We start from the raw sequence: 21,747 nt of genomic DNA on the forward strand, positions 1-21,747 counted from the left end.
GGACCCTGTGGGAGAGTAGGACGCCGCCGAACAATCATTGCGGAAGCCCCGCACCAGACCCTTCGGGGTCCGGTGCGGGGCTTTTCTGCGTTCAGGACACGTGTGCGGACTCCTGTAGGGTCAGAGTGCATCGTTCGACATTTCTACAGCCACAGTGGAGGCCCCCGGGTGGAGGTCCAGGAGACTCGGGTTCAGACTGACCGAATTTTCACGATTCCGAACATCCTGAGCATGGCTCGCCTGGCCGGCGTACCCCTGTTCCTGTGGCTGATCCTGGCGGAGCACGACGGGTGGGCCCTGGCCGTCCTCATGCTCAGCGGGGTCAGCGACTACCTCGACGGGAAGCTCGCGCGGCGCTGGAACCAGATCAGCAACCTCGGCCGGCTGCTGGACCCGGCCGCGGACCGGCTGTACATCCTGTCGACGCTGTTCGGTCTGACCTATCGCGAGATCCTGCCCCTGTGGCTCACCGGCGCCCTGCTGGCACGTGAGCTGATGCTGCTGGTCATGGTGTGGATCCTGCGCCGCCACGGCTACCCCCCGCCGCAGGTGAACTTCCTCGGCAAGGCCGCCACCTTCAATTTGATGTACGCGTTCCCCTTGCTGCTCCTCAGCGATGGCACGGGCTGGTTGGCCTGGACGGGGGCAGTTTTCGGCTGGGCGTTCGCGGGATGGGGTACAACCCTGTATTGGTGGGCAGGAGTGCTGTACGTGGTGCAGGTCCGTCGGCTGGTCAAGGCGGACGCCACGGCCGATTGAGCTCACTCGGCGCCTGATGACGCGGAGGAGTAGCGGAGTCACCGTCCGAGCCGGGTGAGGTCGGCGAGAACGTCGTCTCTCAAGGAGGACTCTTCCGACATGAAGGCCGTCGTGATGGCCGGTGGTGAAGGCACCCGCCTTCGCCCCATGACCTCAAGCATGCCCAAGCCGCTCCTGCCGGTGGTCAACCGGCCGATCATGGAGCATGTGCTCAGGCTGCTCAAGCGGCATGGGCTCAGCGAGACCGTGGTCACCGTGCAGTTCCTGGCGTCGCTCGTCAAGAATTACTTCGGTGACGGCGAAGAGCTCGGAATGGAGCTCACCTATGCCAACGAGGAGAAGCCACTCGGGACCGCCGGCAGCGTGAAGAATGCCGAGGAGGCCTTGAAGGACGACACGTTCCTCGTGATCTCCGGCGACGCGCTCACCGACTTCGACCTCACTGATCTCATCAGGTTCCACAAGGAAAAAGGCGGCCTCGTCACGGTCTGCCTGACCCGGGTGCCCAACCCGCTGGAATTCGGCATCACCATCGTGGACGAGGAAGGCAAGGTCGAGCGCTTCCTCGAGAAGCCGACCTGGGGCCAGGTGTTCTCGGACACCATCAACACCGGCATCTACGTGATGGAGCCGGAAATCTTCGACTACGTGGACCCGGACGTCTCGGTGGACTGGTCCGGCGACGTCTTCCCGCAGCTGATGAAGGAAGGCCGGCCGATCTACGGCTATGTGGCCGAGGGCTACTGGGAGGACGTGGGCACCCACGAGAGCTACGTCAAGGCCCAGGCCGACGTGCTCGAAGGCAAGGTCCAGGTCGAGATGGACGGCTTCGAGATCTCGCCCGGCGTGTGGATCGCCGAAGGGGCCGAGGTGAGCCCGGACGCGGTGCTGCGCGGGCCGCTGTACATCGGGGACTACGCCAAGGTCGAGGCGGGCGTCGAGATCCGCGAGCACACGGTCGTCGGGTCGAACGTCGTCGTCAAGAGCGGGGCCTTCCTGCACAAAGCCGTCGTCCACGACAACGTGTACCTCGGACCCCACAGCAATCTCCGCGGCTGTGTCATCGGCAAGAACACCGACATCATGCGGTCCGCGCGGATCGAGGACGGCGCGGTCATCGGCGACGAATGCCTCGTCGGTGAGGAATCGATCGTCCAGGGCAACGTGCGGGTCTACCCGTTCAAGACGATCGAGGCGGGCGCCTTCGTCAACACGTCGGTGATCTGGGAATCCCGCGGACAGGCACATCTGTTCGGTGCGCGTGGAGTCACCGGGATCCTGAACGTGGAGATCACCCCCGAGCTCGTCGTCCGCCTCGCGGGGGCATACGCGACGACCCTGAAGAAGGGCGCGACGGTCACCACCGCCCGCGACCACTCCCGAGGCGCCAGAGCGCTCAAGCGGGCCGTGATCTCGGCGCTCCAGGCCAGCGCCATCAACGTCCGCGACCTGGAGAACGTGCCGCTGCCCGTCGCGCGGCAGCAGACCGCACGCGGCAGCGCGGGCGGGATCGTGCTGCGGACCTCGCCGGGTGTGCCGGACTCCGTGGACATCATGTTCCTGGACGAACGCGGGGCGGACCTCTCGCTCCAGGGACAGCGCAAGCTCGACCGGGTGTACGCGCGCCAGGAGTACCGGCGGGCGTTCCCCGGAGAGATCGGTGACCTGCAGTTCCCGGGCAGCGTCTTCGACGCCTACACGGGTTCGCTGCTGCGGCGGGTCGACACCACCGGGATCGGCGACGCCGGGCTCAAGGTGGTCGTGGACGCCTCCAACGGCAGCGCCGGGCTCGTTCTGCCGAGCCTGCTCGGCCGGCTCGGAGTGGACGCGCTGACGATCAACCCCGGGCTCGACGAGACCAGGCCGACGGAGACCAGCGACTCCCGTCGCGCCGGGCTGGTGCGGCTCGGCGAGATCGTGGCATCGGCGCGGGCCGCCTTCGGCGTGCGCTTCGACCCGGTGGGCGAACGGATCTCCCTGGTGGACGAGCGCGGGCGGATCATCGAGGACGACCGGGCGCTGCTGGTGATGCTCGACCTGGTGGCCGCGGAGAAGCGCAGCGGCAAGGTCGCGCTGCCGGTGACCACGACGCGTGTCGCCGAGCAGGTGGCGGCGTACCACGGCACGCAGGTGGAGTGGACGACGACCTCGCCCGACGACCTGACCCGGGTGGGCCGTGCGGAGAACACCATCTTCGGCGGTGACGGGCGTGGCGGGTTCATCGTTCCGGAGTTCAGCAGCGTCTTCGACGGTTCGGCGGCGTTCGTGCAGCTGCTCGGGCTGGTGGCGCGGACGCAGCTCACCCTGAGCCAGATCGACGCGCGGATCCCGCGGGCCCACGTGCTCAAGCGGGACGTGCCGACGCCGTGGGCGGTCAAGGGACTCGTGATGCGCAGGGTCGTGGAAGCCGCGGGCGAGCGGCAGGTGGACACCACCGACGGCGTGCGGGTCGTGGAGGCCGACGGACGGTGGGCGCTGGTCCTGCCGGACCCGGCCGAGGCCGTCACCCATCTGTGGGCCGAAGGCCCCGACGCCGCCTCGGCGCAGGCCCTGCTCGACGAGTGGGCGGGCGTCGTGGACGGTGCCGGGCACTGAGTGCCGTGCGGTGATCCGCACGTGACGGAAGTCCCGCGGGCCCGGGTGGGGAGAATTTCCCGCCCGGGCCCGCGGGACAGGTGCATTCGGTGTGTGCGGCGCCGACATGCGACGATGTGCGGCATGTCGCAGCCGCCCCACAACCGGAGTTCGGCGTCTCTTGCGCCCGCGCGCCCGGACGCCTCCATGTCGCTGCTGACGCACGTGATGGACCACGGGCTCGACGAGGGCTACGCGGAGGCATCGGCCCGGCGTGAGGCGGACGGTACGGCGGGACTCCCGCGCACCCTCAAGGCCAAACTGGCGCTCGCCGCCGGGCTCGTGCTCGCCGCCATGGTCGTCACGCTCGGTGCTGCCGAGGCGCGACTGGCCGCGCCGGTACTGGCCAAGGAGCGTCAGGAACTGATCGACCGCGTGGAGCGGGCCGATGACCGCGCGCACGGCCTGGAGCGGGACATCGAGCGTCTGCGGGCCGATGTCGCCGACCGCCAGCGCGCCGCGCTCAAGCAGCCCGGCGGGGGCCAGGGTGAACTCGTCGCGCTGCTGTCCGGTGCCACGGAAGTGCGCGGCCCCGGGATCAGACTGGTCGTGGACGACGCCAAGGGCGCCTCGTCGGGCGACGGTGGGGGACCGCGTGAGAGCGCCGGTTTCTCGGACACCGGACGGCTCCGCGACCGCGACATGCAGAAGATCGTCAACGGGCTGTGGCAGTCCGGGGCGGAGGCCGTCTCCATCAACGGGCAGCGGCTGACGGCGCTGTCGGCGATCAGGGCCGCGGGTGACGCGATACTGGTCGACAACAGGCCGCTCGTGCCGCCGTACGAGGTGCTGGCGGTGGGGGACAAGAAGCGGCTCGGCACCGCCTTCCAGGACTCGGCGGACGGCCAGTACCTGCACGTGCTGCAGGAGAACTACGGGATCCGGTACTCGCTGGCCCCCCAGGACGAGGTGCGGCTGCCGGCCGCGTCGAGCCTGACCGTACGTACGGCTACAGCAGCAGAGCAGCAGAAGGGTGCATCGTGATCGCGGTACTGGGCCTCTTGGCCGGAGTGGTGGTCGGACTTCTGGTCCGGCCCGAAGTACCGGCCGTGGTGGAGCCTTATCTGCCGATCGCCGTGGTGGCGGCGCTGGACGCGGTCTTCGGCGGTCTGCGCGCGATGCTGGACGGCATCTTCGTGGACAAGGTCTTCGTGGTGTCGTTCCTGTCGAACGTGGTCGTGGCCGCGCTGATCGTCTTCCTCGGCGACAAGCTGGGGGTCGGCTCGCAGCTGTCCACGGGCGTGGTGGTGGTCCTCGGCATCCGCATCTTCTCCAACGCCGCGGCCATCCGCCGGCACGTCTTCAGGGCGTGAGGCCGATGAGTACGAACGACACTCCGCCGGAGCGCTCCGAGGGATCCGGGGGGTCCGAGAGGCCCGACGCTCCCACGCCCCCGGTCCCGCCCGCGCAGCCCGAGCCGTCCGCGCAGCCCGAGCCCGCGCAGCCCGAGCCTCAGGAGACGGGCCGGCAGCGGCTCGCGGCCGGGCTGTGGCCGCCGCGGGTGAGCAGGGCACAACTGATCGTCGCGCTGCTGCTGTTCGTCCTGGGCCTGGGGCTGGCCATCCAGGTGCGGTCGAACAGCGACTCCAGCGCGCTTCGAGGGGCCCGCCAGGAGGACCTCGTACGGATCCTCGACGAGCTCGACGGACGGACCAAGCGCCTGGAGGACGAGAAGCAGCGGCTGGAGGACCAGCGCAAGGAGCTGGAGAGCAGTTCCAACCAGGCCGAGGAGGCCCGGAAGCAGACGGTGGAGAAGGAGCGCCAACTCGGCATCCTGGCCGGTACGGTGGCAGCTCAGGGGCCCGGTATCACGTTGAAGATCGCCGATCCCAAGGGCCAGGTGCGGTCCGACCAGTTGCTGGACACGCTTCAGGAGCTGCGGGCGGCCGGGGCCGAGGCGATCCAGATCAACGGTGTGCGCGTGGTGGCGGGCTCGTACTTCTCGGACGAGAACGGTGGGGTCGGGATCGACGGTAAGAAGATCACACAGCCCTACGAGTTCAGGGTGATCGGCAAGCCGCAGGATCTGGAGCCCGCGCTCAACATTCCCGGCGGTGTCGTCCAGACGCTGGAGAAGGAACAGGCGACCGTCGCCGTCACACGGTCGGCGAAGATCGTTGTGGATGCCTTGCGGGCTGCGAAGCAGCCTGACTACGCTCGGTCGTCATCGTGATGATGCGGAGCGGAGGGTGGACCGGCTCACGCGGGCGGAGGCCTGCGGGGGGTCGGCGCACAGAAGTCGCGGTGTGTGGTGGAAACTGTCTGGTGGTTACGGACGTTGTGAGAATGTCCGGGTCGGCAGGTGTTGCATTCGGAGTTCGTCCTGCCCCACGGGCGGGTCTGTTTCGGTCAAGGGGAATCGCCCGTGAAGTTGTTTGAGAAGTTGTTCGGCAAGAAGAACCGTGAGGAAAGCGGTGCGGCACGTCACCGTGCCGACCGCGGTGAGGCGGAGGGGCAGGGCGACCGGCCGCTCTTCCGTGACGAGGTCCCGGGCGCGGGTGACATTTCGGGCGCCCACGGCGCGTCGTCCGTTGACCCTGCCGGTACCGGCCGCATAGGTTTCGGTGAACCGTCAACCTCAAGTGCGGGTGGAGGGTTTGCCCCCGACCCGTATGCCACCAGTGCCTCCGCGGGGCAGCCGCGGCGCGAGGAGCCGTCCATGTCGGCCGAGCAGGTTTGCAGCAGGTGCGGACACCGCAGCGATGCGGCCAGCCGGTTCTGCTCCAACTGCGGCGCGCCGCTGCGGGCGGGTCTGACGCCGGAGCGTGCCTCGGAGACCACGTCCACCATCTCGATCTCGGGCCTCGAGGCCTACGAGGCCGAGGTGTCGGGACAACAGCACGTGTCGTCCTCGCTGTCCCCCGAGGCTCAGGCCGCGGTGGAAGCGCTGCCCCCCGGTTCCGCCCTGCTCATCGTGCGGCGCGGCCCCAACTCCGGTAGCCGCTTCCTGCTGGACGGCGAGCTGACCACGGCAGGCCGGCACCCGCAGAGCGACATCTTCCTGGACGACGTCACCGTCTCCCGGCGCCATGTCGAATTCCGCAGGAGCCAGGAAGGCGGCTTCACCGTCGCCGATGTCGGCAGCCTCAACGGCACGTACGTGAACCGTGAGCCGATCGACTCCGTCGCGCTGCACAACGGCGACGAGGTGCAGATCGGCAAGTACCGGCTGGTCTTCTACGCGAGCCTGCGGGGCGTCTGACCTCTCAAGGGAAGGTTCCATTGCTGCGTACCCCGACCGGCGGTGCCGCGAAGAACGGCACCGCCGGAACCTCCGGCTCGGACGGGCGGCTGGTGAGCATCGGCACGGTGCTCACCACGCTGCGTGACGAGTTCCCCGAAGTCACGATCTCGAAGATTCGTTTCCTGGAGGCGGAGGGGCTCGTCGAGCCCAGACGCACACCTTCCGGATATCGCAAGTTCAGTACGGAGGACGTGGAGCGGCTGGCGCGCATCCTGCGGCTGCAGCGCGACCACTACCTGCCGCTGAAGGTCATCCGCGAGCAGCTCGACGCGCTGGCGCGCGGGGAGCAGATCCGCATCCCGGGGCCCACGCCGCACGGGGAATCCGTCGATCCCGCCGGCCCCGCTGCCGTGTACGGCGAGGTGGGCCGTGAGCGGCCCACCGTGGCCCGGGTCGGCCGGGCGGAGCTGATCGCGGCCGCCGAGGTGGACGAGGTCCAACTCGTCGAGTGGGAGTCGTACGGGCTGCTCGCCGAGGCACCCGGTGGGGGATTCGACGCCGAGGCGGTCACCGTGGCCCGGCTGGTGGCCGATCTGGGGCGGTTCGGGCTGGAGCCGCGGCACCTGCGCGCGATGAAGGCCGCCGCGGACCGGGAGGCGGGCCTGATCGAGCAGGTCGTGGCGCCGCTGAGGCGGCACCGCAATCCCCAGACCAGGGCGCACGCGGAGGCCACGACGAAGGAGCTCGCGGGGCTCTCCGTGAGGCTCCACGAGGCGTTGGTACAGACCGCCCTCGGGGTCCGGCTCCAGTGACCGAGGGGGCCCCGACTACCCAAACCTGCCGAGCAGGTCCTAGGGTTGCTGTGTGAACGAGCTCGACGTTGTGGGTGTCCGGGTGGAAATGCCCTCCAACCAACCGATCGTGCTCCTGCGTGAAGTGGGAGGCGACCGGTACCTCCCCATCTGGATCGGTCCTGGGGAGGCGACCGCCATTGCCTTCGCGCAGCAGGGAATGGCCCCTGCCCGTCCGCTGACGCACGACCTGTTCAAGGACGTGCTGGAGGCGGTCGGCGAGGAGCTCACCGAGGTCCGGATCACGGATCTGCGGGAGGGCGTCTTCTACGCGGAGCTTGTCTTCGCCAGCGGGGTCGAGGTGAGCGCGAGGCCCTCCGACGCCATAGCGCTCGCCCTGCGCACGGGGACGCCGATCTACGGCAGTGACGGCGTGCTCGACGACGCCGGGATCGCGATTCCGGACGAGCAGGAGGACGAGGTGGAGAAGTTCCGCGAGTTCCTCGACCAGATCTCGCCCGAGGACTTCGGTACCGGCCCGCAGTGACGCCTCACCGGCCCGCAGTGACGCCTCACCGGCCCGCGGTGACGCGTCGGCCGCGTCGTCCACGGGGAAGTAACAGCCCATTCGAGTAGCCTTTCCCCGCAATCGGATACGGGAAACCACTCTCAGGGTGATTATCACTCGGCGTGCCGAGTGTGGCGATCGTTGACGCACCCCTGGTGACTGCCTACCTTCAAGGTGGCAGGTCAAGGACGGAGGGTCGGCGTGAGGATCACGGGCGACGGTACGACCGGGGGCATCCCCGCACGGAGTGACGGTGGACCGTACCCGCTGCACGGCGGTGCGGCGGGGTCCGCGCGCCGTCAGCCGGAGTCGACGCCGGTCGGACCGGTGGGCGGCGACCCGGCGCCCGAGCAGATCGGCTATCGAGGGCCGACGGCGTGTGCCGCGGCCGGCATCACCTATCGGCAGCTCGACTACTGGGCGCGGACCGGGCTGGTGGAGCCGAGCGTGCGGCCCGCGTACGGGTCGGGGACGCAGCGGCTGTACAGCTTCCGGGACGTGGTCGTCCTCAAGATCGTCAAGCGTTTCCTGGACACCGGGGTCGCGCTGCAGAACATCCGCACGGCCGTGCAGCACCTGCGTGACCGCGGGTTCTCGGACCTGGAGCGGATGACGCTGATGAGTGACGGCGCCACCGTGTACGAGTGCACCTCGCCGGACCAGGTCGTGAGCCTGCTCCAGGGCGGGCAGGGCATCTTCGGGATCGCCGTGGGCGTGGTGTGGCGCGACGTGGAGAAAGCGCTGTCGCAGCTGCACGGGGAGCGGGTGGACACCGGCGAGACCCTGGTCGGTCACAACCCGGCGGACGAACTCGCCGCCCGCCGCAACCGGGCCGTGTGACCCGGGCCGTGTGAACCCGGGCGGACGGAGCCCGATGCCACCGGGCCCGGGACGAGCGGGCCCGATACGACCGAGCCCGGTACGACCGAGCCCGGTACCTCCGGGCCCGATGTCGCCGGACCCGTTGTCAGAGGCGTAGGGCAGCATCGAGCTGTGAGAGCCGCGCCGACCATTCTGCATCTGGACATGGATGCCTTCTACGCCTCCGTCGAGCAGGCGTCGAAGCCGAGCCTGCGGGGCAAGGCCGTCATCGTGGGCGGCCTCGGGCCCCGAGGAGTCGTCGCCACCGCCTCGTACGAGGCCAGGCGGTTCGGGGTGCATTCGGCGATGCCGATGGCGCAGGCGCGGCGGCTCTGCCCGAACGGCGCCTGTCTGATCCCGCGCTTCAGCCTCTACCGCGAGGTCAGCGACATCGTGATGGCCCTGCTGCGGGAGCTGTCGCCGCTCGTGGAGCCGCTCAGCCTCGACGAGGCCTTCGTGGACCTGGAGGCGGGCGGTGTCGCCTTTGACGGGCCGAGCGCCCGTGCTGCGGGGGAGCGGCTGCGGGCGGACATCCGGGCCGCCACGGGGCTCAGCGGTTCGGTGGGGCTGGCCGGATCGAAGATGCTGGCCAAAGTGGCGTCCGAGGAGGCCAAGCCGGCGGGTCTGCTGCTGATCGAGCCGGGGACGGAGCGGGAGCTCCTCGCGCCCATGTCGGTGCGGACCCTGCCCGGGGTGGGGCCGGCCACCGGCGAGCACCTGCGCCGGGCCGGGATCACCACGGTGGGGGACCTGGTGGAGGCCGGGGAGGACGAGCTGGTCCGGATGGTCGGGCGCGCGCACGGGGTGGGCCTGTACCGGATGGCGCTGGGACTGGACGACCGGCCGGTGGTCGCGGAGCGGGACGCGAAATCGGTGTCGGTGGAGGACACCTTCGACGTGGACCTGCACGACCGGGTGCGGATCCGGACCGAGGTGCAGCGGCTCGCCGACCGGTGCGTGCAGCGGTTGCGGGCGTCCGGGCATTCGGGGCGCACGATCGTGCTGAAGGTCCGCCGGTACGACTTCTCGACGCTGACGCGGTCCGAGACGCTGCGGGGGCCCACGGACGACCCCGCGGTGGTGCGTGAGGCCGCGGCGAGGCTGCTGGAGGGCGTGGACACCACGGGCGGGGTGCGGCTGCTCGGGGTGGGCGTGACCGGGCTGGCGGACTACACGCAGGAGGATCTGTTCGCCCAGTCGCTGGCCGTCGAGCCGCTCGGTGAGCCGGGGGAGTCCGTGGAGGCCGGTGAGAGAGGGGCGGCCGCTGGGCCGGATGGGGCTGCAGGGACCCCGGAGGGCGTGGAGCCGTCCGGGGAGCCGGAGCCCGCCCCTGAGCGGCGCTGGGCGGCCGGGAGCGACGTACGGCACGCCGTGTACGGGCCCGGGTGGGTGCAGGGCAGCGGGGTCGGGCGGGTGACCGTACGGTTCGAGCAGCCCGGATCGGAGCCCGGGCGGGTGCGGACCTTCCGGGTGGACGACCCCGAGCTGGAGCCGTCCGACCCGCTGCCGCTGGTGGGGGAGGAGGAGCGGACGGCGGAGCAGAGCTGAGGACTGTCCCGCAATCCCCTGCGGGCGCACGACGCCGGCTACGGCACCCCGCGGCGTTGTCGGAACGCCCGAATGCGTCCAGTACCGGGGCGCCCCTCAGCCTTGCGCGCACCGCGTCCGATGCCGTGCGCGGGCCCGCCGGGGATTGCGGGACAGTCCTCAGCCCTCGTCGCCCGCCAGGTGGCCGAAGTCGCGCTGGAAGTCAGTGGGCAGGGTCACGTCCAGGCCGTAGTGGTGGTAGAGCTGGAGTTCCTGTTCCGGGGAGAGGTGGCGGCCGACTCCGAAATCCGGGGCGTCCTTGATCAGGGAGCGGTCGAAGGGCACCCGCAGGGTGTCGCCCACGAGCTCGCTGGGCTCCAGCGGGACGAAGGCGTCGCGGCTGAACAGACCCGTACGCACAGCGGCCCATTCCGGGACCCCGGTGGCGTCGTCGAGGTAGACCTCGTCAATGGTGCCGATCTTGGTGCCGTTGCGGTCGAACGCCTTGCGGCCGATCAGGCTGCGCGGATCGATGTCGGTCTGCACGGTCCCTCCAAATGGTCGCAACTCCTCCGTAATGACTACAGAAGGGCATTTCGCGACCTGAGGCCACTCGGGGAGTGTCCAGATCCTCGCTGGTAGGCTGGGTGATGGCTGTCGACCCTGTGCGGGAGAGTCCTCCGAGTGAGCGTGACGGAGGCGCCGAAGGAGCAAATCCTCCCCGGAATCTCTCAGGCATACGTACCGCACGGACGAGGCCACTCTGGAAAGCAGGGGCGGGTACCGGGCGCGCAGTGCCGGTTCCTCTCCTCACCGACGGTGAAAGCCGGCACTCAAGTGATCCTTGAGCGGCCGGTGAAACTCTCAGGTTGAGATGACAGAGGGGGAGGCCGTCCGGGTGCCCGCGCCGTGGTGCCCCTCGCAGGTCATACGACCAGGAGGCCTCCGTACATGACCGCCAACCGCATTCCGCTCTCCCAGCTGGAGCGAGGCATCCCCTTCGAGCAGCGCCACATCGGCCCGGATGCCGAGGCGCAGGCGAAGATGCTCGCCCAGGTGGGCTACGGCTCCCTGGACGAACTGACCGCCGCCGCGGTGCCGGATGTCATCAAGACCGCCGAAGCGCTGAACCTTCCCGACGCGCGGACCGAGGCCGAGGTGCTGGCCGAGCTGCGTTCGCTCGCCGACCGCAACCAGGTCCTCTCGTCGATGATCGGTCTCGGCTACTACGGGACCTTCACGCCGCCGGTGATCCTGCGCAACGTCATGGAGAACCCGGCCTGGTACACGGCGTACACCCCGTACCAGCCGGAGATCTCGCAGGGCCGTCTCGAAGCGCTGCTGAACTTCCAGACCGTCGTCGCCGACCTGACCGGGCTGCCGACCTCGGGTGCCTCGCTGCTCGACGAGGGCACCGCGGCCGCCGAGGCCATGTCCCTCGCCCGGCGCGTGGGCAAGGTCAAGGACGGCGTCTTCCTGATCGACGCCGACGCGCTGCCGCAGACCATCGCCGTGATCGAGACCCGCGCCGAGCCCACGGGCGTCGAGGTCGTCGTCGCGGACCTGTCGGACGGCATCCCGGCCGAGATCGCCGAGCGCGGCGTCTTCGGCGTGCTGATCCAGTACCCGGGCGCCTCCGGTGCCGTACGGGAGATCAAGCCGCTCATCGAGCAGGCGCACGAGCTCGGTGCCATCGTCACCGTCTCGGCCGACCTGCTCGCCCTGACCCTGCTGACGTCCCCGGGCGAGCTCGGCGCGGACATCGCCGTCGGCACCACGCAGCGCTTCGGCGTCCCGATGGGCTTCGGCGGACCGCACGCCGGTTACATGGCCGTCCAGGCCAAGCACGCGCGCTCGCTGCCGGGCCGCCTCGTCGGCGTCTCCGTGGACGCGGACGGCAACAAGGCGTACCGCCTGGCGCTGCAGACCCGTGAGCAGCACATCCGCCGCGAGAAGGCCACCAGCAACATCTGCACCGCGCAGGTGCTGCTGGCCGTCATGGCTGCCATGTACGCCGTCTACCACGGCCCGGACGGCCTGCGGACGATCGCCCGCCGCACCCACCGCTATGCCGCCCTGCTCGCCGCGGGTCTGCGGGCCGGTGGCGTGGAGATCGTGCACGGCGCCTACTTCGACACGGTCACGGCCCGGGTACCGGGCCGCGCGGCCGAGATCGTCGCCGCCGCCCGCGAGGGTGGGGTCAACCTGTACCGGGCCGACGCCGACCACGTCTCCGTCGCCTGCGACGAGACCACCCTGCGCGCGGACATCGAGGCCGTCTGGGCCGCCTTCGGCGTCACCGCGGACATCGAGGCGCTGGACGAGACCACGGCCGACACCCTGCCCGAGGGGCTGCTGCGCTCGGACGACTACCTGACGCACCCGGTCTTCCACCAGCACCGGTCCGAGACCGCGATGCTGCGCTACCTGCGCAAGCTCTCGGACAAGGACTACGCGCTGGACCGCGGCATGATCCCGCTGGGCTCCTGCACCATGAAGCTCAACGCGACCACCGAGATGGAGCCGGTGACCTGGCCCGAGTTCGGCCAGCTGCACCCGTTCGCCCCGGTCGAGCAGGCGGAGGGCTACCTCACGCTCATCACCGAGCTGGAGGAACGTCTCTGCGAGGTCACCGGCTACGACAAGGTCTCCATCCAGCCCAACGCCGGGTCCCAGGGTGAGCTGGCCGGTCTGCTGGCCGTGCGCGCCTACCACCGCGCGAACGGCGACGAGCAGCGCACCGTCTGCCTCATCCCGTCCTCCGCGCACGGCACCAACGCGGCCAGCGCCGTGATGGCCGGCATGAAGGTCGTCGTCGTCAAGACCGCCGACGACGGCGAGGTGGACGCGGCCGACCTGCGCGCCAAGATCGAGCAGTACCGCGACGAGCTCGCCGTTCTGATGATCACGTACCCCTCCACGCACGGTGTGTTCGAGGAGCACGTCGCCGACATCTGCGCGCAGGTGCACGAGGCCGGCGGCCAGGTCTACGTGGACGGCGCCAACCTCAACGCCCTGGTGGGCCTGGCCAAGCCGGGTCACTTCGGCGGCGACGTCTCGCACCTGAACCTGCACAAGACCTTCTGCATCCCGCACGGCGGCGGCGGCCCGGGCGTCGGCCCGGTCGGCGTCCGGGCGCACCTGGCCCCGTACCTGCCGAACCACCCGCTGCAGCCGACCGCCGGTCCCGAGACGGGCGTCGGCCCGATCTCGGCCGCGCCGTGGGGCTCGGCGGGCATCCTGCCGATCTCGTGGTCGTACGTGCGGCTCATGGGCGGAGAGGGCCTCAAGCGCGCCACCCAGGTGGCGGTGCTCGGCGCCAACTACATCGCCAAGCGCCTGGAGCCGCACTACCCGGTGCTCTACACCGGGCCGGGCAACCTGGTCGCGCACGAGTGCATCATCGACCTGCGCCCCCTGTCGAAGGCGACGGGCGTGAGCGTGGACGACATCGCCAAGCGTCTGATCGACTACGGCTTCCACGCGCCGACGATGTCCTTCCCGGTCGCCGGCACGCTGATGATCGAGCCGACGGAATCCGAGGACCTCGCCGAGATCGACCGCTTCTGCGACGCGATGATCGCCATCCGCGGCGAGATCGAGCGGGTCGCGGCCGGCGAGTGGCCGGTGGACGACAACCCGCTGGCCAACTCCCCGCACACCGCGGCGGCGCTGGGCGGCGAGTGGAACCACCCGTACACCCGTGACGAGGCGGTCTTCCCCGGTGGCGTCACGGCCGCCGAGAAGTACTGGCCGCCGGTGCGCCGGATCGACGGCGCCTTCGGCGACCGTAACCTGGTCTGCTCCTGCCCGCCGCTGGACGAGTACGACCACTGAGCCACGGACAAGGGGCCGGTCCGGGAGAACCCTCCCGGACCGGCCCCTTCGTCGTCGCCCGGTCGTTCCCGGCCGTCGCTCCGTGTGGTCGCTCCGTCGGCTAGGCCGCCTGTGCCCCCGCGAGCGGGCGGTGCGGGGCGATGATCTGGCCGTCCGGCAGCAGCTCGCCGGTGTCCTCGAAGAGCAGGACGCCGTTGCACAGCAGGCTCCAGCCCTGTTCCGGGTGGTTGGCCACCGGGAGTGCGGCCTCCCGGTCGGCGGATTCGGCTGACGGGCAGGCTGGCTGGTGCTGGCACATGGATGCGTTCTTTCGCTGCGGTGTGGTCTGCGTGCTACGGCTCGATACGTGGTTCATGGCCGTCCCCCTGGGTCATCCCCGCACCCGCGGGGAGCTTGTCATCAGTCTTCCCCCACGACAGCCGCTTCGCAGGCATTTCCCGCCAGCTGTCCTCATAGATTGATGACGCATCACTCGTGCGGGCGGTTCAGGCCAACTCCCCCGTCATTTCGGATGGTTCGCCGGTGGCCCGACCGGGCTAGGCCGAATGGGTCACTCGGGTCAGGCGGCGGGTGCGGCCAGCGAGGGCGGGACCGGCGCCGTCGCCGGGGTGAGCCGGTGGGTCATCACGGGCAGCAGCTCGGAGACCGGATGCGGCCGGTACGCGGCGATGCCGGGCGGGGCCGGGGCCAGCGGCACCAGCAGATCCTCGCCGGCGGGCAGCCCGGCGGACGCGTCGGCGCCCACGGCGCCGTGCAGCCACAGGGTCAGCATGTACAGCTCCGGCACGGACAGCAGCCGGGGCTGGTACGCCGTGGCGAGCGACTCGGCCTGGCGCAGCGCGCGTTCGGTGGCTGCCACGTAGGGGCCCTCGAAGAAGTGGGAGAAGGCCCAGCCGTCCGGTGTCAGCCGGGTGTCGGCCGCCGCGACGTACCGGTCCCCGCTGCGGATCAGGAACCGCCAGCCGGTCAGGCGGGTACGGGGCGGCCTGCCGCCCGCCGCCGGGTTCGAGCCGTCCAGCCGGTCGAGGACGTGCACCGGAAGCGGGAGTTCGGGGGTCATCGGCCCCTGGATCGCGCGCAGGGCGGGAGTGTGCGCCTCGTGGACTGCGGTGGGGGAGCCGAGAGCCGCGAGGACGCAGCGGACGGCGGGCGCGGGAGCCGGAGGGACATGCAGCGGCATGGTGGGTCGCCTCTCACTTGGGAGACCTGTGGAACGGGGGCAGGTGCGGTGCGGACGGCGCTGTCGCATTCTGGGGCCAGAGGGGGGCTGAGGGGCAATGGCCGCGCGCCAACTCTCTGCCTCGTTTGCGGAGTTTATACGACATGTGTTCACGCAGTGTTTCGGCTAGCTGTCCCGGCTATTGCCGACAAGGCGCTTACCGGTCCCGCTGACGTGGCATTCATGTCGGATACACGCGGACATGCCGCGCTGACCTCGGAGGTTACCGGACGGGGGCTCGGCTGAAAAGCACCGGTTTTCCGGAACGTGCAAAGTCGATGCGGAATTTGCGGGAAGCAACTTGCCAGGTGAATGTGCCGTAGCGCCCGTCGGCCAAACCGGCGCGCGCTCCCCGCCACGCACGCCCCCCGGCGTTATGGATCACTCTGCCGGGGCATCATCGACCGTACATGCGTGCCTGGGTGCACGGGACCAGGCCCACTCGAGGAGGGGACGCTTCGATGGGGGAGAAGGTCGTGGCAGGCGGATTCGACCTGTCCGATCGGCAGCGGTATCGAAGGAAGCTTCACGAGTGCCTGGAGGGGCTGGAGCGGCTTCTGGCGGAGAAGAGGTTCGATCGTCCGAAGAACATGATGGGGCTGGAGATCGAGTTGAATCTCGCGGGTGCCGACGGTTTGCCGAGAATGGTGAATGCGCAGGTACTGGAGCGGATTGCGAGCCCTGATTTCCAGACCGAACTCGGAATGTTCAACCTGGAGGTGAACGTCCTCCCGCACCGGCTCGGCGGCCGGGTATTCGACCAGCTCGCCGAGGAACTCGGCGCGGGTCTGGGCTATGCCCACCGGCAGGCCGCGGAGATCGACGCCGGTGTGGTCATGATCGGTATTCTGCCGACGATCTCCCGCGAGGACCTGGTCACCGCCAACCTCTCGGCGGTCGACCGCTACTCGCTGCTGAACGAGCAGATCCTGATGATGCGCGGTGAGGACTTCACGCTCGACATCGACGGGGTGGAGCGGCTGGTCTGGAACTCCGGGTCGATCGTCCCGGAGGCCGCCTGCACCTCCGTACAGCTGCACCTTCAGGTGACCCCGGCGCGGTTCTCGGACGTGTGGAACGCGGCGCAGGCGGTGGCGGCCGCTCAGATAGCAGTCGGCGCCAACTCCCCCTTCCTGTTCGGGCGTGAGCTGTGGCGGGAATCCCGGCCGCCGCTGTTCACGCAGGCCACCGACACCCGGCCGCCCGAGCTCCAGGCGCAGGGGGTGCGGCCGCGCACCTGGTTCGGGGAGCGGTGGGTGGACTCGGCGTACGAGCTCTTCGCGGAGAACGTCCGCTACTTCCCCGCGCTGCTGCCGATCTGCGACGAGGAGGAGCCCCTGCGCGTGCTCGGCGAGGGCGGGATACCGGGGCTGCAGGAACTGGTCCTGCACAACGGCACCGTCTACCGGTGGAACCGGCCCGTGTACGGGGTCGCCGACGGGGTGCCGCACCTGCGGGTGGAGAACCGGGTGCTGCCGGCCGGCCCCACGGTCGCCGACGTCGTCGCCAACGCCGCCTTCTACTACGGACTCGTACGCACCCTCGCCGACGAGCCGCGCCCGGTGTGGACCCGGCTGCCCTTCGCCGAGGCGGAGGCCAACTTCGACGCGGCCTGCCGGTACGGGATCGACGCGCGGCTGCGCTGGCCGCGCCGGGGCCGGGGCGGGGGGCTGGCGAGCGTGCCCGCCGTCCGGCTGGTCCTGGACGAGCTGCTGCCGATGGCGGCGGCCGGACTGGACGCGTGGGGCATCGAGCCCGCGGACCGGGACCGCTATCTCGGCATCATCGAGGAGCGCTGTCGGCGACGGGTGAACGGGGCGACCTGGCAGGTGGACACCTACCACCGGGCGCTCGCCTCCGGGCTGGAGCGGGACGAGGCGCTGGCCGCGACCACCCGGCGCTACAGCGAGCTGATGCACAAGGGCGACCCCGTGCACACCTGGCCCGTGGGGCTGGGAGAGGGGGAGGTGAGCGCTCCGGGCGCGGCCGTGCGCTGAGTCCGGTGATCCCGTTCCGTGGCCGAAGGGGCAGTATGGGGAGGTCGGAACGGGACGGTAGGACGGGAGTCGGGCGTGCGGGCGGAGCCGGAGCCGGTGGTCGTGGAGCTGCGCGAGGACGGGCGGCGGGGTCTCCTGCGCACGGAGACCCTGCTGGTCCTGGCGCTGTCGCTGGGCGCGAGCGGGGTCTCGGCGCTGATCAGCTTCATCGGCTCGCTCACCAAGCCGGGCGGCCTCAAGGACCAGGCCGCCACGCTCAACGGCTCCTACGCGCCCGGCCGGCCCTGGCTGGACCTGGCCTGGCAGCTGTTCGGCATCGGGACCGCCCTGGTGCCCGTCCTGCTGGTGGCCCACCTGCTGACCCGCGAGGGCGTGCCGGGGCTGCGGGTGCTGGGCTTCGACCGCACGCGGCCCGGGTGGGACCTGGGGCGGGGCGCTCTCGTGGCCGCCGGGATCGGGAGCGCCGGGCTCGTTTTCTACCTCGCGGCGCGGGCCGGCGGATTCAACCTCACGGTGGTGCCGGAGGCGCTCCCCGACGTGTGGTGGAAGTTCCCCGTGCTGATCCTCTCCGCGGTGCAGAACTCCGTGGTGGAGGAGGTCATCGTGCTGGCCTACCTGCTGCGCCGGCTCGGCCAGCTGGGGTGGTCGCCGACTGCCGCGCTGCTGGCCAGTTCGCTGCTGCGCGGCTCGTACCACCTCTACCAGGGAATCGGCGGCTTCATCGGCAACGTGGTGATGGGCGTCGTGTTCGTGCTGGCCTATCGCCGCTGGGGCCGGGTCGGACCGCTCGTGGTCGCGCACGCGCTGCTCGACATCGTGGCCTTCGGCGGGTACGCGCTGCTCGCGGGCAAGGTGGGCTGGCTGCCGACGCCGTGACGGGCGGCCGGGACCGGCCCGCCGCGGCGTGGGCGGCCCGGTCAGGGGGCCGTGAGGAGCTCCCCGTCGAGGACGGTGACCGCGTGGCCGCTCAGCAGGGTGCGTTCGCCCGCGAGGGTCACCCGTACCAGGCCCTTGCGGGCGCCGCCCTGGAGGCCGGTGAGCTCGGTGCGGCCCAGTCGCTCGGCCCAAAACGGTGCGAGCGCGGTGTGGGCGCTGCCGGTGACCGGGTCCTCGTCGATCCCGAAGGCCGGGAAGAAGCCGCGGGAGACGAAGTCGTACCCGAGAGAGGGATCCTCGGCGGGCGCGGTGACGATCACCCCGCGCTTGGCGAAGGCGCGCAGGGCGGAGTGGTCCGGCTCCAGTTCGCGGACGGTCTTCTCGTCGGCGAGCTCGATCAGCAGGTCTCCGATGTGGGCTGCGGTGTCGTGCACGGAGAGGATCGGCGCGCCCCCGAGGGCGTGGTCGACCGCGGTCGGAGCCTGCACCGGGGTGAGTGAGGACGTCGGGAAGTCCATGGTGACCGTCCCGTCCTCGGCGGTCTCGGCCGTGAGGATGCCGCAGCGCGCGGTGAAGCGGATCCGGCCCGTGGCGAGGCCCTGCGTCGCCAGTACGTGGGCGGTGGCGAGCGTGGCGTGGCCGCACATGTCGACCTCGGCGGCCGGGGTGAACCAGCGCAGTGCCCAGTCGGCGTCCCCGCCGGGCGGCAGGGGGTGCGCGAAGGCGGTCTCGGAGAGGTTCACCTCGGAAGCGACCTGCTGGAGCCAGACGTCCGGGGGGAACCCGGTGTCGAGGAGCAGGACTCCGGCGGGGTTCCCGTGGAAGGGGCGGTCGGTGAAGGCGTCGACGATTCGGATGCGCATCCCCCGACGGTAGGGCGGTTTCTTGATCACCGACAAAGGCCAATCGGGGGTGACTGGCCTTGTTCGAAGCTGTTCGTCGGGAAGTTTCCGATATATCGTTGACGTGTCGCGATGGATCATCGATAGTGGAGTCATCGGACAACCGATACGACATCACGAAGTGACGAAAGGAGCGCAGCCATGCGTTCACACGGACACGACCACGGACATGAGCACGGACGGGGCCACGGCCACTGCGGGCCGGATCGTCGGGAGGAGTTCAAGGGGCGGCGCGCCGCCTTCGGCCCCTTCGGACCGCCCTTCGGCGGCGGCCCCTTCGGTGGGCGCGGCGGCCGCGGGGGACCGCGAGGCCGGGCCCGGCGGGGTGATGTGCGCGCCTCGATCCTGGCGCTGCTCGCCGACCGGCCGATGCACGGCTACGAGATGATCCAGGAGATCGGCGAGCGCAGCGGCGGGGCCTGGAAGCCCAGCCCGGGCTCGGTCTACCCGACCCTGCAGCTGCTCGAGGACGAGGGGCTCATCACCAGCGAGAGCGAGGGCGGCAAGAAGCTGTTCACGCTCACCGAAGCCGGTCGCGCCGAGGCCGAGTCGGGCCCGGACGCCCCCTGGGCGGATGCCGGTCGCGGCTTCGACTTCGAGGCGATGAGCGAGATCCGGACGGCCGGCTTCGGCCTGATGGAGGCCTTCGGCCAGGTCTGGAAGACGGGCACGCCCGAGCAGCGGAACAAGGCCGTCGCGGTCATCAACGACGCCCGCAAGAAGCTCTACCTCATCCTGGCCGACGAGCACTGACACTCGCCCTTCGGCCCCGGACGACCGGAACGGCGCGCCCCGCGGGACTTTCGCGGGGCGCGCCGTCGTGTGCGTGGACGTCTCGGGGGTCGGCGGATCGAGTGGGTCAGGTGGGTCGGGTGGGTCGGGTGGGTCCGCCGGTTCGGGCGGATCGAGCGGGTCAGGTGGGTCTGGCGGTCCGCCGGTCCGCCGGTTCGGGCGGCTCGGGTGGGTCAGGCGACCAGGCCGGCCAGCTTGCGCAGCGACTCGTTCAGCGCGGCGGTGGCCGAGTCCTTGAGCTTGCCCGCCATCAGGGAGACGGCGGCCCCCGTGAACTCGCCGTCGATGCGGACGGTGGTGGCCGCGCCGTCGGGGGTCAGGGTGTACCGGGTGAGGACGGCCACGCCCATCGGGCCCTTGCCGGTGATGGCGAAGAGGTGCTCGTCCTCCAGCTCGGAGACGGTCCAGACGACCTCGGCCGGGAAACCCATCATCTTCATGTTCTCGGCGAAGGTGGCGCCGACCGCGAGGGTCTCCGGACCGCCCTTCGGGAAGTTGGTGTGGGTCATGCTCCACTGGCCGTACGCGTCCCAGTCCGTCAGCTGGGACCAGAGCTTCGCGGCGGACGCCTCGATGCGTGATTCCGCGGTGACTTCGGCCATGCGACCACCCCTTCTCGTCGGGTACGTGCGGCGGAACGTAGCCCCGGCGGGCGGAACATTCAATACTGACGACCTGTCAGATATTGGAGGGGTGGACGGGTCGTCGTATCGTCTGTGTCTCAACAGGTGTCTTGCCCGTGACGCTCCTGACGAGCCCTGCCATGATGGCCCGATGCAAGCGTCAGGGAAAAACGCCGGACTGGGCCTCGCCCTCGTCTCGGCGATCGCGTTCGGTGGTTCCGGAGTGGCGGCGAAGCCGCTGATCGAGGCGGGTCTGGACCCCCTCCACATGGTCTGGCTCAGGGTGGCCGGGGCAGCGCTCGTGCTGTCCCCGCTGGCCTGGCGCCACCGTGCCCTCGTCCTGCGCAGGCCCGCGCTGCTGGCGGGCTTCGGGCTGGTCGCCGTCGCCGGTGTCCAGGCCTTCTACTTCGCCTCCCTGTCCCGGATTCCGGTCGGCGTGGCCCTGCTGCTGGAGTACCTCGGTCCGGCGCTGCTGCTCGGCTACATCCGCTTCGTGCAGCGCAAGCCCGTGACGCGGGGCGCCGCCGCCGGAGCGGCCGTGGCCGTCGTGGGCCTCGCCTGCGTGGTCGAGATCTGGGCCGGGCTGCGGCTCGATGTGCTCGGCGTGCTGTTCGGCCTCTGCGCGGCCCTGTGCCAGGCCTTCTACTTCGTCTTCGCCGACCAGGGCGCGGACGGGGACGACGCCCCCGACCCGCTCGGGGTGATCGCGTACGGCATGCTCGTCGGCGCCCTCGTGATGACGGTGATCGCCCGGCCGTGGGAGATCGACTGGCAGGTGCTGGGCGGGGAGGCGGCCATGGGCGACACGATGGTCCCCGCGCCGGTGCTGCTCGGCTGGGTGGTGCTGATCGCGACCGTCTTCGCGTACCTGACCGGCGTGGTCTCCGTACGCAGGCTCTCACCGCAGATCGCGGGCGTGGTGGCCTTCCTGGAGGCGGTCGTCGCCACCGTGCTGGCCTGGATCCTGCTCGGCGAGCACCTCTCCACCTGGCAGATCGTCGGCGGCGGGCTGGTGCTGGGCGGCGCGTTCATCGCGCAGTCCTCGCGGCCTGCCCCGTCCGCCGCTCCGTCCACCCTCCCGACCGGGGTCGATCCGGTCGTGGTGGACCGAGAGACCACGAGCGCCTAGGGTGGCGCACATGCCGTCGACCGTGCTTCCGCCTCCCGCCCGCGCCTA

Annotated in this window: 20 protein-coding genes and 1 riboswitch; of the genes, 15 read left to right on the plus strand and 5 right to left on the minus strand. The window is 70.5% G+C overall.

Annotated elements, in window-relative coordinates; all coding sequences use genetic code 11:
• Positions 1 to 168 precede the first annotated feature (168 nt).
• The 10 genes from AB0D48_RS27895 (at position 169) to AB0D48_RS27940 (ending at position 10,345) form a co-directional block, all read left to right on the plus strand.
• Positions 169 to 759: a CDP-alcohol phosphatidyltransferase family protein gene (locus AB0D48_RS27895; RefSeq protein ID WP_362402631.1), complete on the plus strand. Its 591-nt coding sequence runs from the start codon at positions 169 to 171 to the stop codon at positions 757 to 759.
• 99 nt (positions 760 to 858) lie between these two features.
• A complete protein-coding gene (locus AB0D48_RS27900) occupies positions 859 to 3,354 on the plus strand; it encodes a mannose-1-phosphate guanyltransferase (protein WP_362402633.1) in 2,496 nt (831 codons plus the stop codon).
• A 114-nt stretch (positions 3,355 to 3,468) separates the two neighbouring features.
• The gene (locus AB0D48_RS27905; protein WP_362402819.1) at positions 3,469 to 4,377 is read left to right on the plus strand and encodes a DUF881 domain-containing protein; all 909 of its coding nucleotides are present in this window, start codon (positions 3,469 to 3,471) and stop codon (positions 4,375 to 4,377) included.
• Positions 4,374 to 4,706 carry a small basic family protein gene (locus AB0D48_RS27910; RefSeq protein ID WP_007262894.1) on the plus strand — a complete coding sequence of 111 codons (333 nt, stop codon included), beginning with the start codon at positions 4,374 to 4,376 and terminating at the stop codon, positions 4,704 to 4,706. The genes AB0D48_RS27905 and AB0D48_RS27910 overlap by 4 nt, the downstream gene beginning before the upstream one ends.
• Before the next feature lie 5 nt (positions 4,707 to 4,711).
• On the plus strand, positions 4,712 to 5,566 hold the full coding sequence (locus tag AB0D48_RS27915) for a DUF881 domain-containing protein (protein WP_362402636.1): 855 nt from the start codon (positions 4,712 to 4,714) through the stop codon (positions 5,564 to 5,566).
• Positions 5,567 to 6,052: 486 nt separating this feature from the next.
• The gene (locus AB0D48_RS27920; protein ID WP_030303844.1) at positions 6,053 to 6,595 is read left to right on the plus strand and encodes a zinc-ribbon and FHA domain-containing protein; all 543 of its coding nucleotides are present in this window, start codon (positions 6,053 to 6,055) and stop codon (positions 6,593 to 6,595) included.
• A 20-nt stretch (positions 6,596 to 6,615) separates the two neighbouring features.
• Positions 6,616 to 7,389, plus strand: coding sequence for a MerR family transcriptional regulator (locus AB0D48_RS27925; RefSeq protein WP_362402640.1), 774 nt, complete (start codon positions 6,616 to 6,618; stop codon positions 7,387 to 7,389).
• A 52-nt stretch (positions 7,390 to 7,441) separates the two neighbouring features.
• Positions 7,442 to 7,915, plus strand: coding sequence for a bifunctional nuclease family protein (locus tag AB0D48_RS27930; RefSeq protein ID WP_007262890.1), 474 nt, complete (start codon positions 7,442 to 7,444; stop codon positions 7,913 to 7,915).
• 222 nt (positions 7,916 to 8,137) lie between these two features.
• A complete protein-coding gene (locus tag AB0D48_RS27935) occupies positions 8,138 to 8,776 on the plus strand; it encodes a MerR family transcriptional regulator (RefSeq protein ID WP_362402643.1) in 639 nt (212 codons plus the stop codon).
• Between the two features lie 153 nt (positions 8,777 to 8,929).
• Positions 8,930 to 10,345, plus strand: a complete 1,416-nt coding sequence (locus AB0D48_RS27940) for a DNA polymerase IV (RefSeq protein WP_362402646.1) — start codon at positions 8,930 to 8,932, stop codon at positions 10,343 to 10,345.
• A 159-nt stretch (positions 10,346 to 10,504) separates the two neighbouring features.
• On the opposite strand, the gene AB0D48_RS27945 is transcribed toward AB0D48_RS27940, so the two are convergent.
• Positions 10,505 to 10,870, minus strand: coding sequence for a PRC-barrel domain-containing protein (locus AB0D48_RS27945; RefSeq protein ID WP_362402649.1), 366 nt, complete (start codon positions 10,868 to 10,870; stop codon positions 10,505 to 10,507).
• A gap of 112 nt (positions 10,871 to 10,982) precedes the next feature.
• Positions 10,983 to 11,081: riboswitch (glycine riboswitch) on the plus strand.
• A gap of 194 nt (positions 11,082 to 11,275) precedes the next feature.
• Between AB0D48_RS27945 and gcvP the strand changes: the two genes are divergently transcribed.
• The gene (gene gcvP / locus AB0D48_RS27950) at positions 11,276 to 14,161 is read left to right on the plus strand and encodes an aminomethyl-transferring glycine dehydrogenase (protein WP_362402652.1); all 2,886 of its coding nucleotides are present in this window, start codon (positions 11,276 to 11,278) and stop codon (positions 14,159 to 14,161) included.
• Positions 14,162 to 14,261: 100 nt separating this feature from the next.
• Here the strand turns inward: gcvP and AB0D48_RS27955 are convergent, their stop codons facing one another.
• Positions 14,262 to 14,459 (minus strand): DUF5999 family protein, encoded by a 198-nt coding sequence (locus AB0D48_RS27955; protein ID WP_328924569.1) that lies wholly within the window; start codon positions 14,457 to 14,459, stop codon positions 14,262 to 14,264.
• Between the two features lie 261 nt (positions 14,460 to 14,720).
• Positions 14,721 to 15,341 (minus strand): hypothetical protein, encoded by a 621-nt coding sequence (locus AB0D48_RS27960; protein WP_362402655.1) that lies wholly within the window; start codon positions 15,339 to 15,341, stop codon positions 14,721 to 14,723.
• A 500-nt stretch (positions 15,342 to 15,841) separates the two neighbouring features.
• On the opposite strand from AB0D48_RS27960, the gene AB0D48_RS27965 reads away from it, so the two are divergent.
• Positions 15,842 to 17,377 carry a glutamate--cysteine ligase gene (locus AB0D48_RS27965; RefSeq protein ID WP_362402658.1) on the plus strand — a complete coding sequence of 512 codons (1,536 nt, stop codon included), beginning with the start codon at positions 15,842 to 15,844 and terminating at the stop codon, positions 17,375 to 17,377.
• A 75-nt stretch (positions 17,378 to 17,452) separates the two neighbouring features.
• Positions 17,453 to 18,253 carry a type II CAAX endopeptidase family protein gene (locus AB0D48_RS27970; RefSeq protein ID WP_362402661.1) on the plus strand — a complete coding sequence of 267 codons (801 nt, stop codon included), beginning with the start codon at positions 17,453 to 17,455 and terminating at the stop codon, positions 18,251 to 18,253.
• 41 nt (positions 18,254 to 18,294) lie between these two features.
• Here the strand turns inward: AB0D48_RS27970 and AB0D48_RS27975 are convergent, their stop codons facing one another.
• The gene (locus tag AB0D48_RS27975; protein ID WP_362402663.1) at positions 18,295 to 19,116 is read right to left on the minus strand and encodes a PhzF family phenazine biosynthesis isomerase; all 822 of its coding nucleotides are present in this window, start codon (positions 19,114 to 19,116) and stop codon (positions 18,295 to 18,297) included.
• Positions 19,117 to 19,296: 180 nt separating this feature from the next.
• On the opposite strand from AB0D48_RS27975, the gene AB0D48_RS27980 reads away from it, so the two are divergent.
• On the plus strand, positions 19,297 to 19,908 hold the full coding sequence (locus tag AB0D48_RS27980) for a PadR family transcriptional regulator (RefSeq protein WP_362402666.1): 612 nt from the start codon (positions 19,297 to 19,299) through the stop codon (positions 19,906 to 19,908).
• 212 nt (positions 19,909 to 20,120) lie between these two features.
• Here AB0D48_RS27980 and AB0D48_RS27985 read toward each other — a convergent pair whose 3' ends face one another.
• A complete protein-coding gene (locus tag AB0D48_RS27985; RefSeq protein ID WP_362402669.1) occupies positions 20,121 to 20,549 on the minus strand; it encodes an SRPBCC family protein in 429 nt (142 codons plus the stop codon).
• A gap of 172 nt (positions 20,550 to 20,721) precedes the next feature.
• Between AB0D48_RS27985 and AB0D48_RS27990 the strand changes: the two genes are divergently transcribed.
• On the plus strand, positions 20,722 to 21,699 hold the full coding sequence (locus AB0D48_RS27990; protein WP_362402672.1) for an EamA family transporter: 978 nt from the start codon (positions 20,722 to 20,724) through the stop codon (positions 21,697 to 21,699).
• The last annotated feature ends 48 nt before the right edge of the window (positions 21,700 to 21,747 follow it).

Source organism: Streptomyces sp. NPDC048269 (assembly GCF_040652395.1).
Classification (GTDB): Bacteria; Actinomycetota; Actinomycetes; order Streptomycetales; family Streptomycetaceae; genus Streptomyces.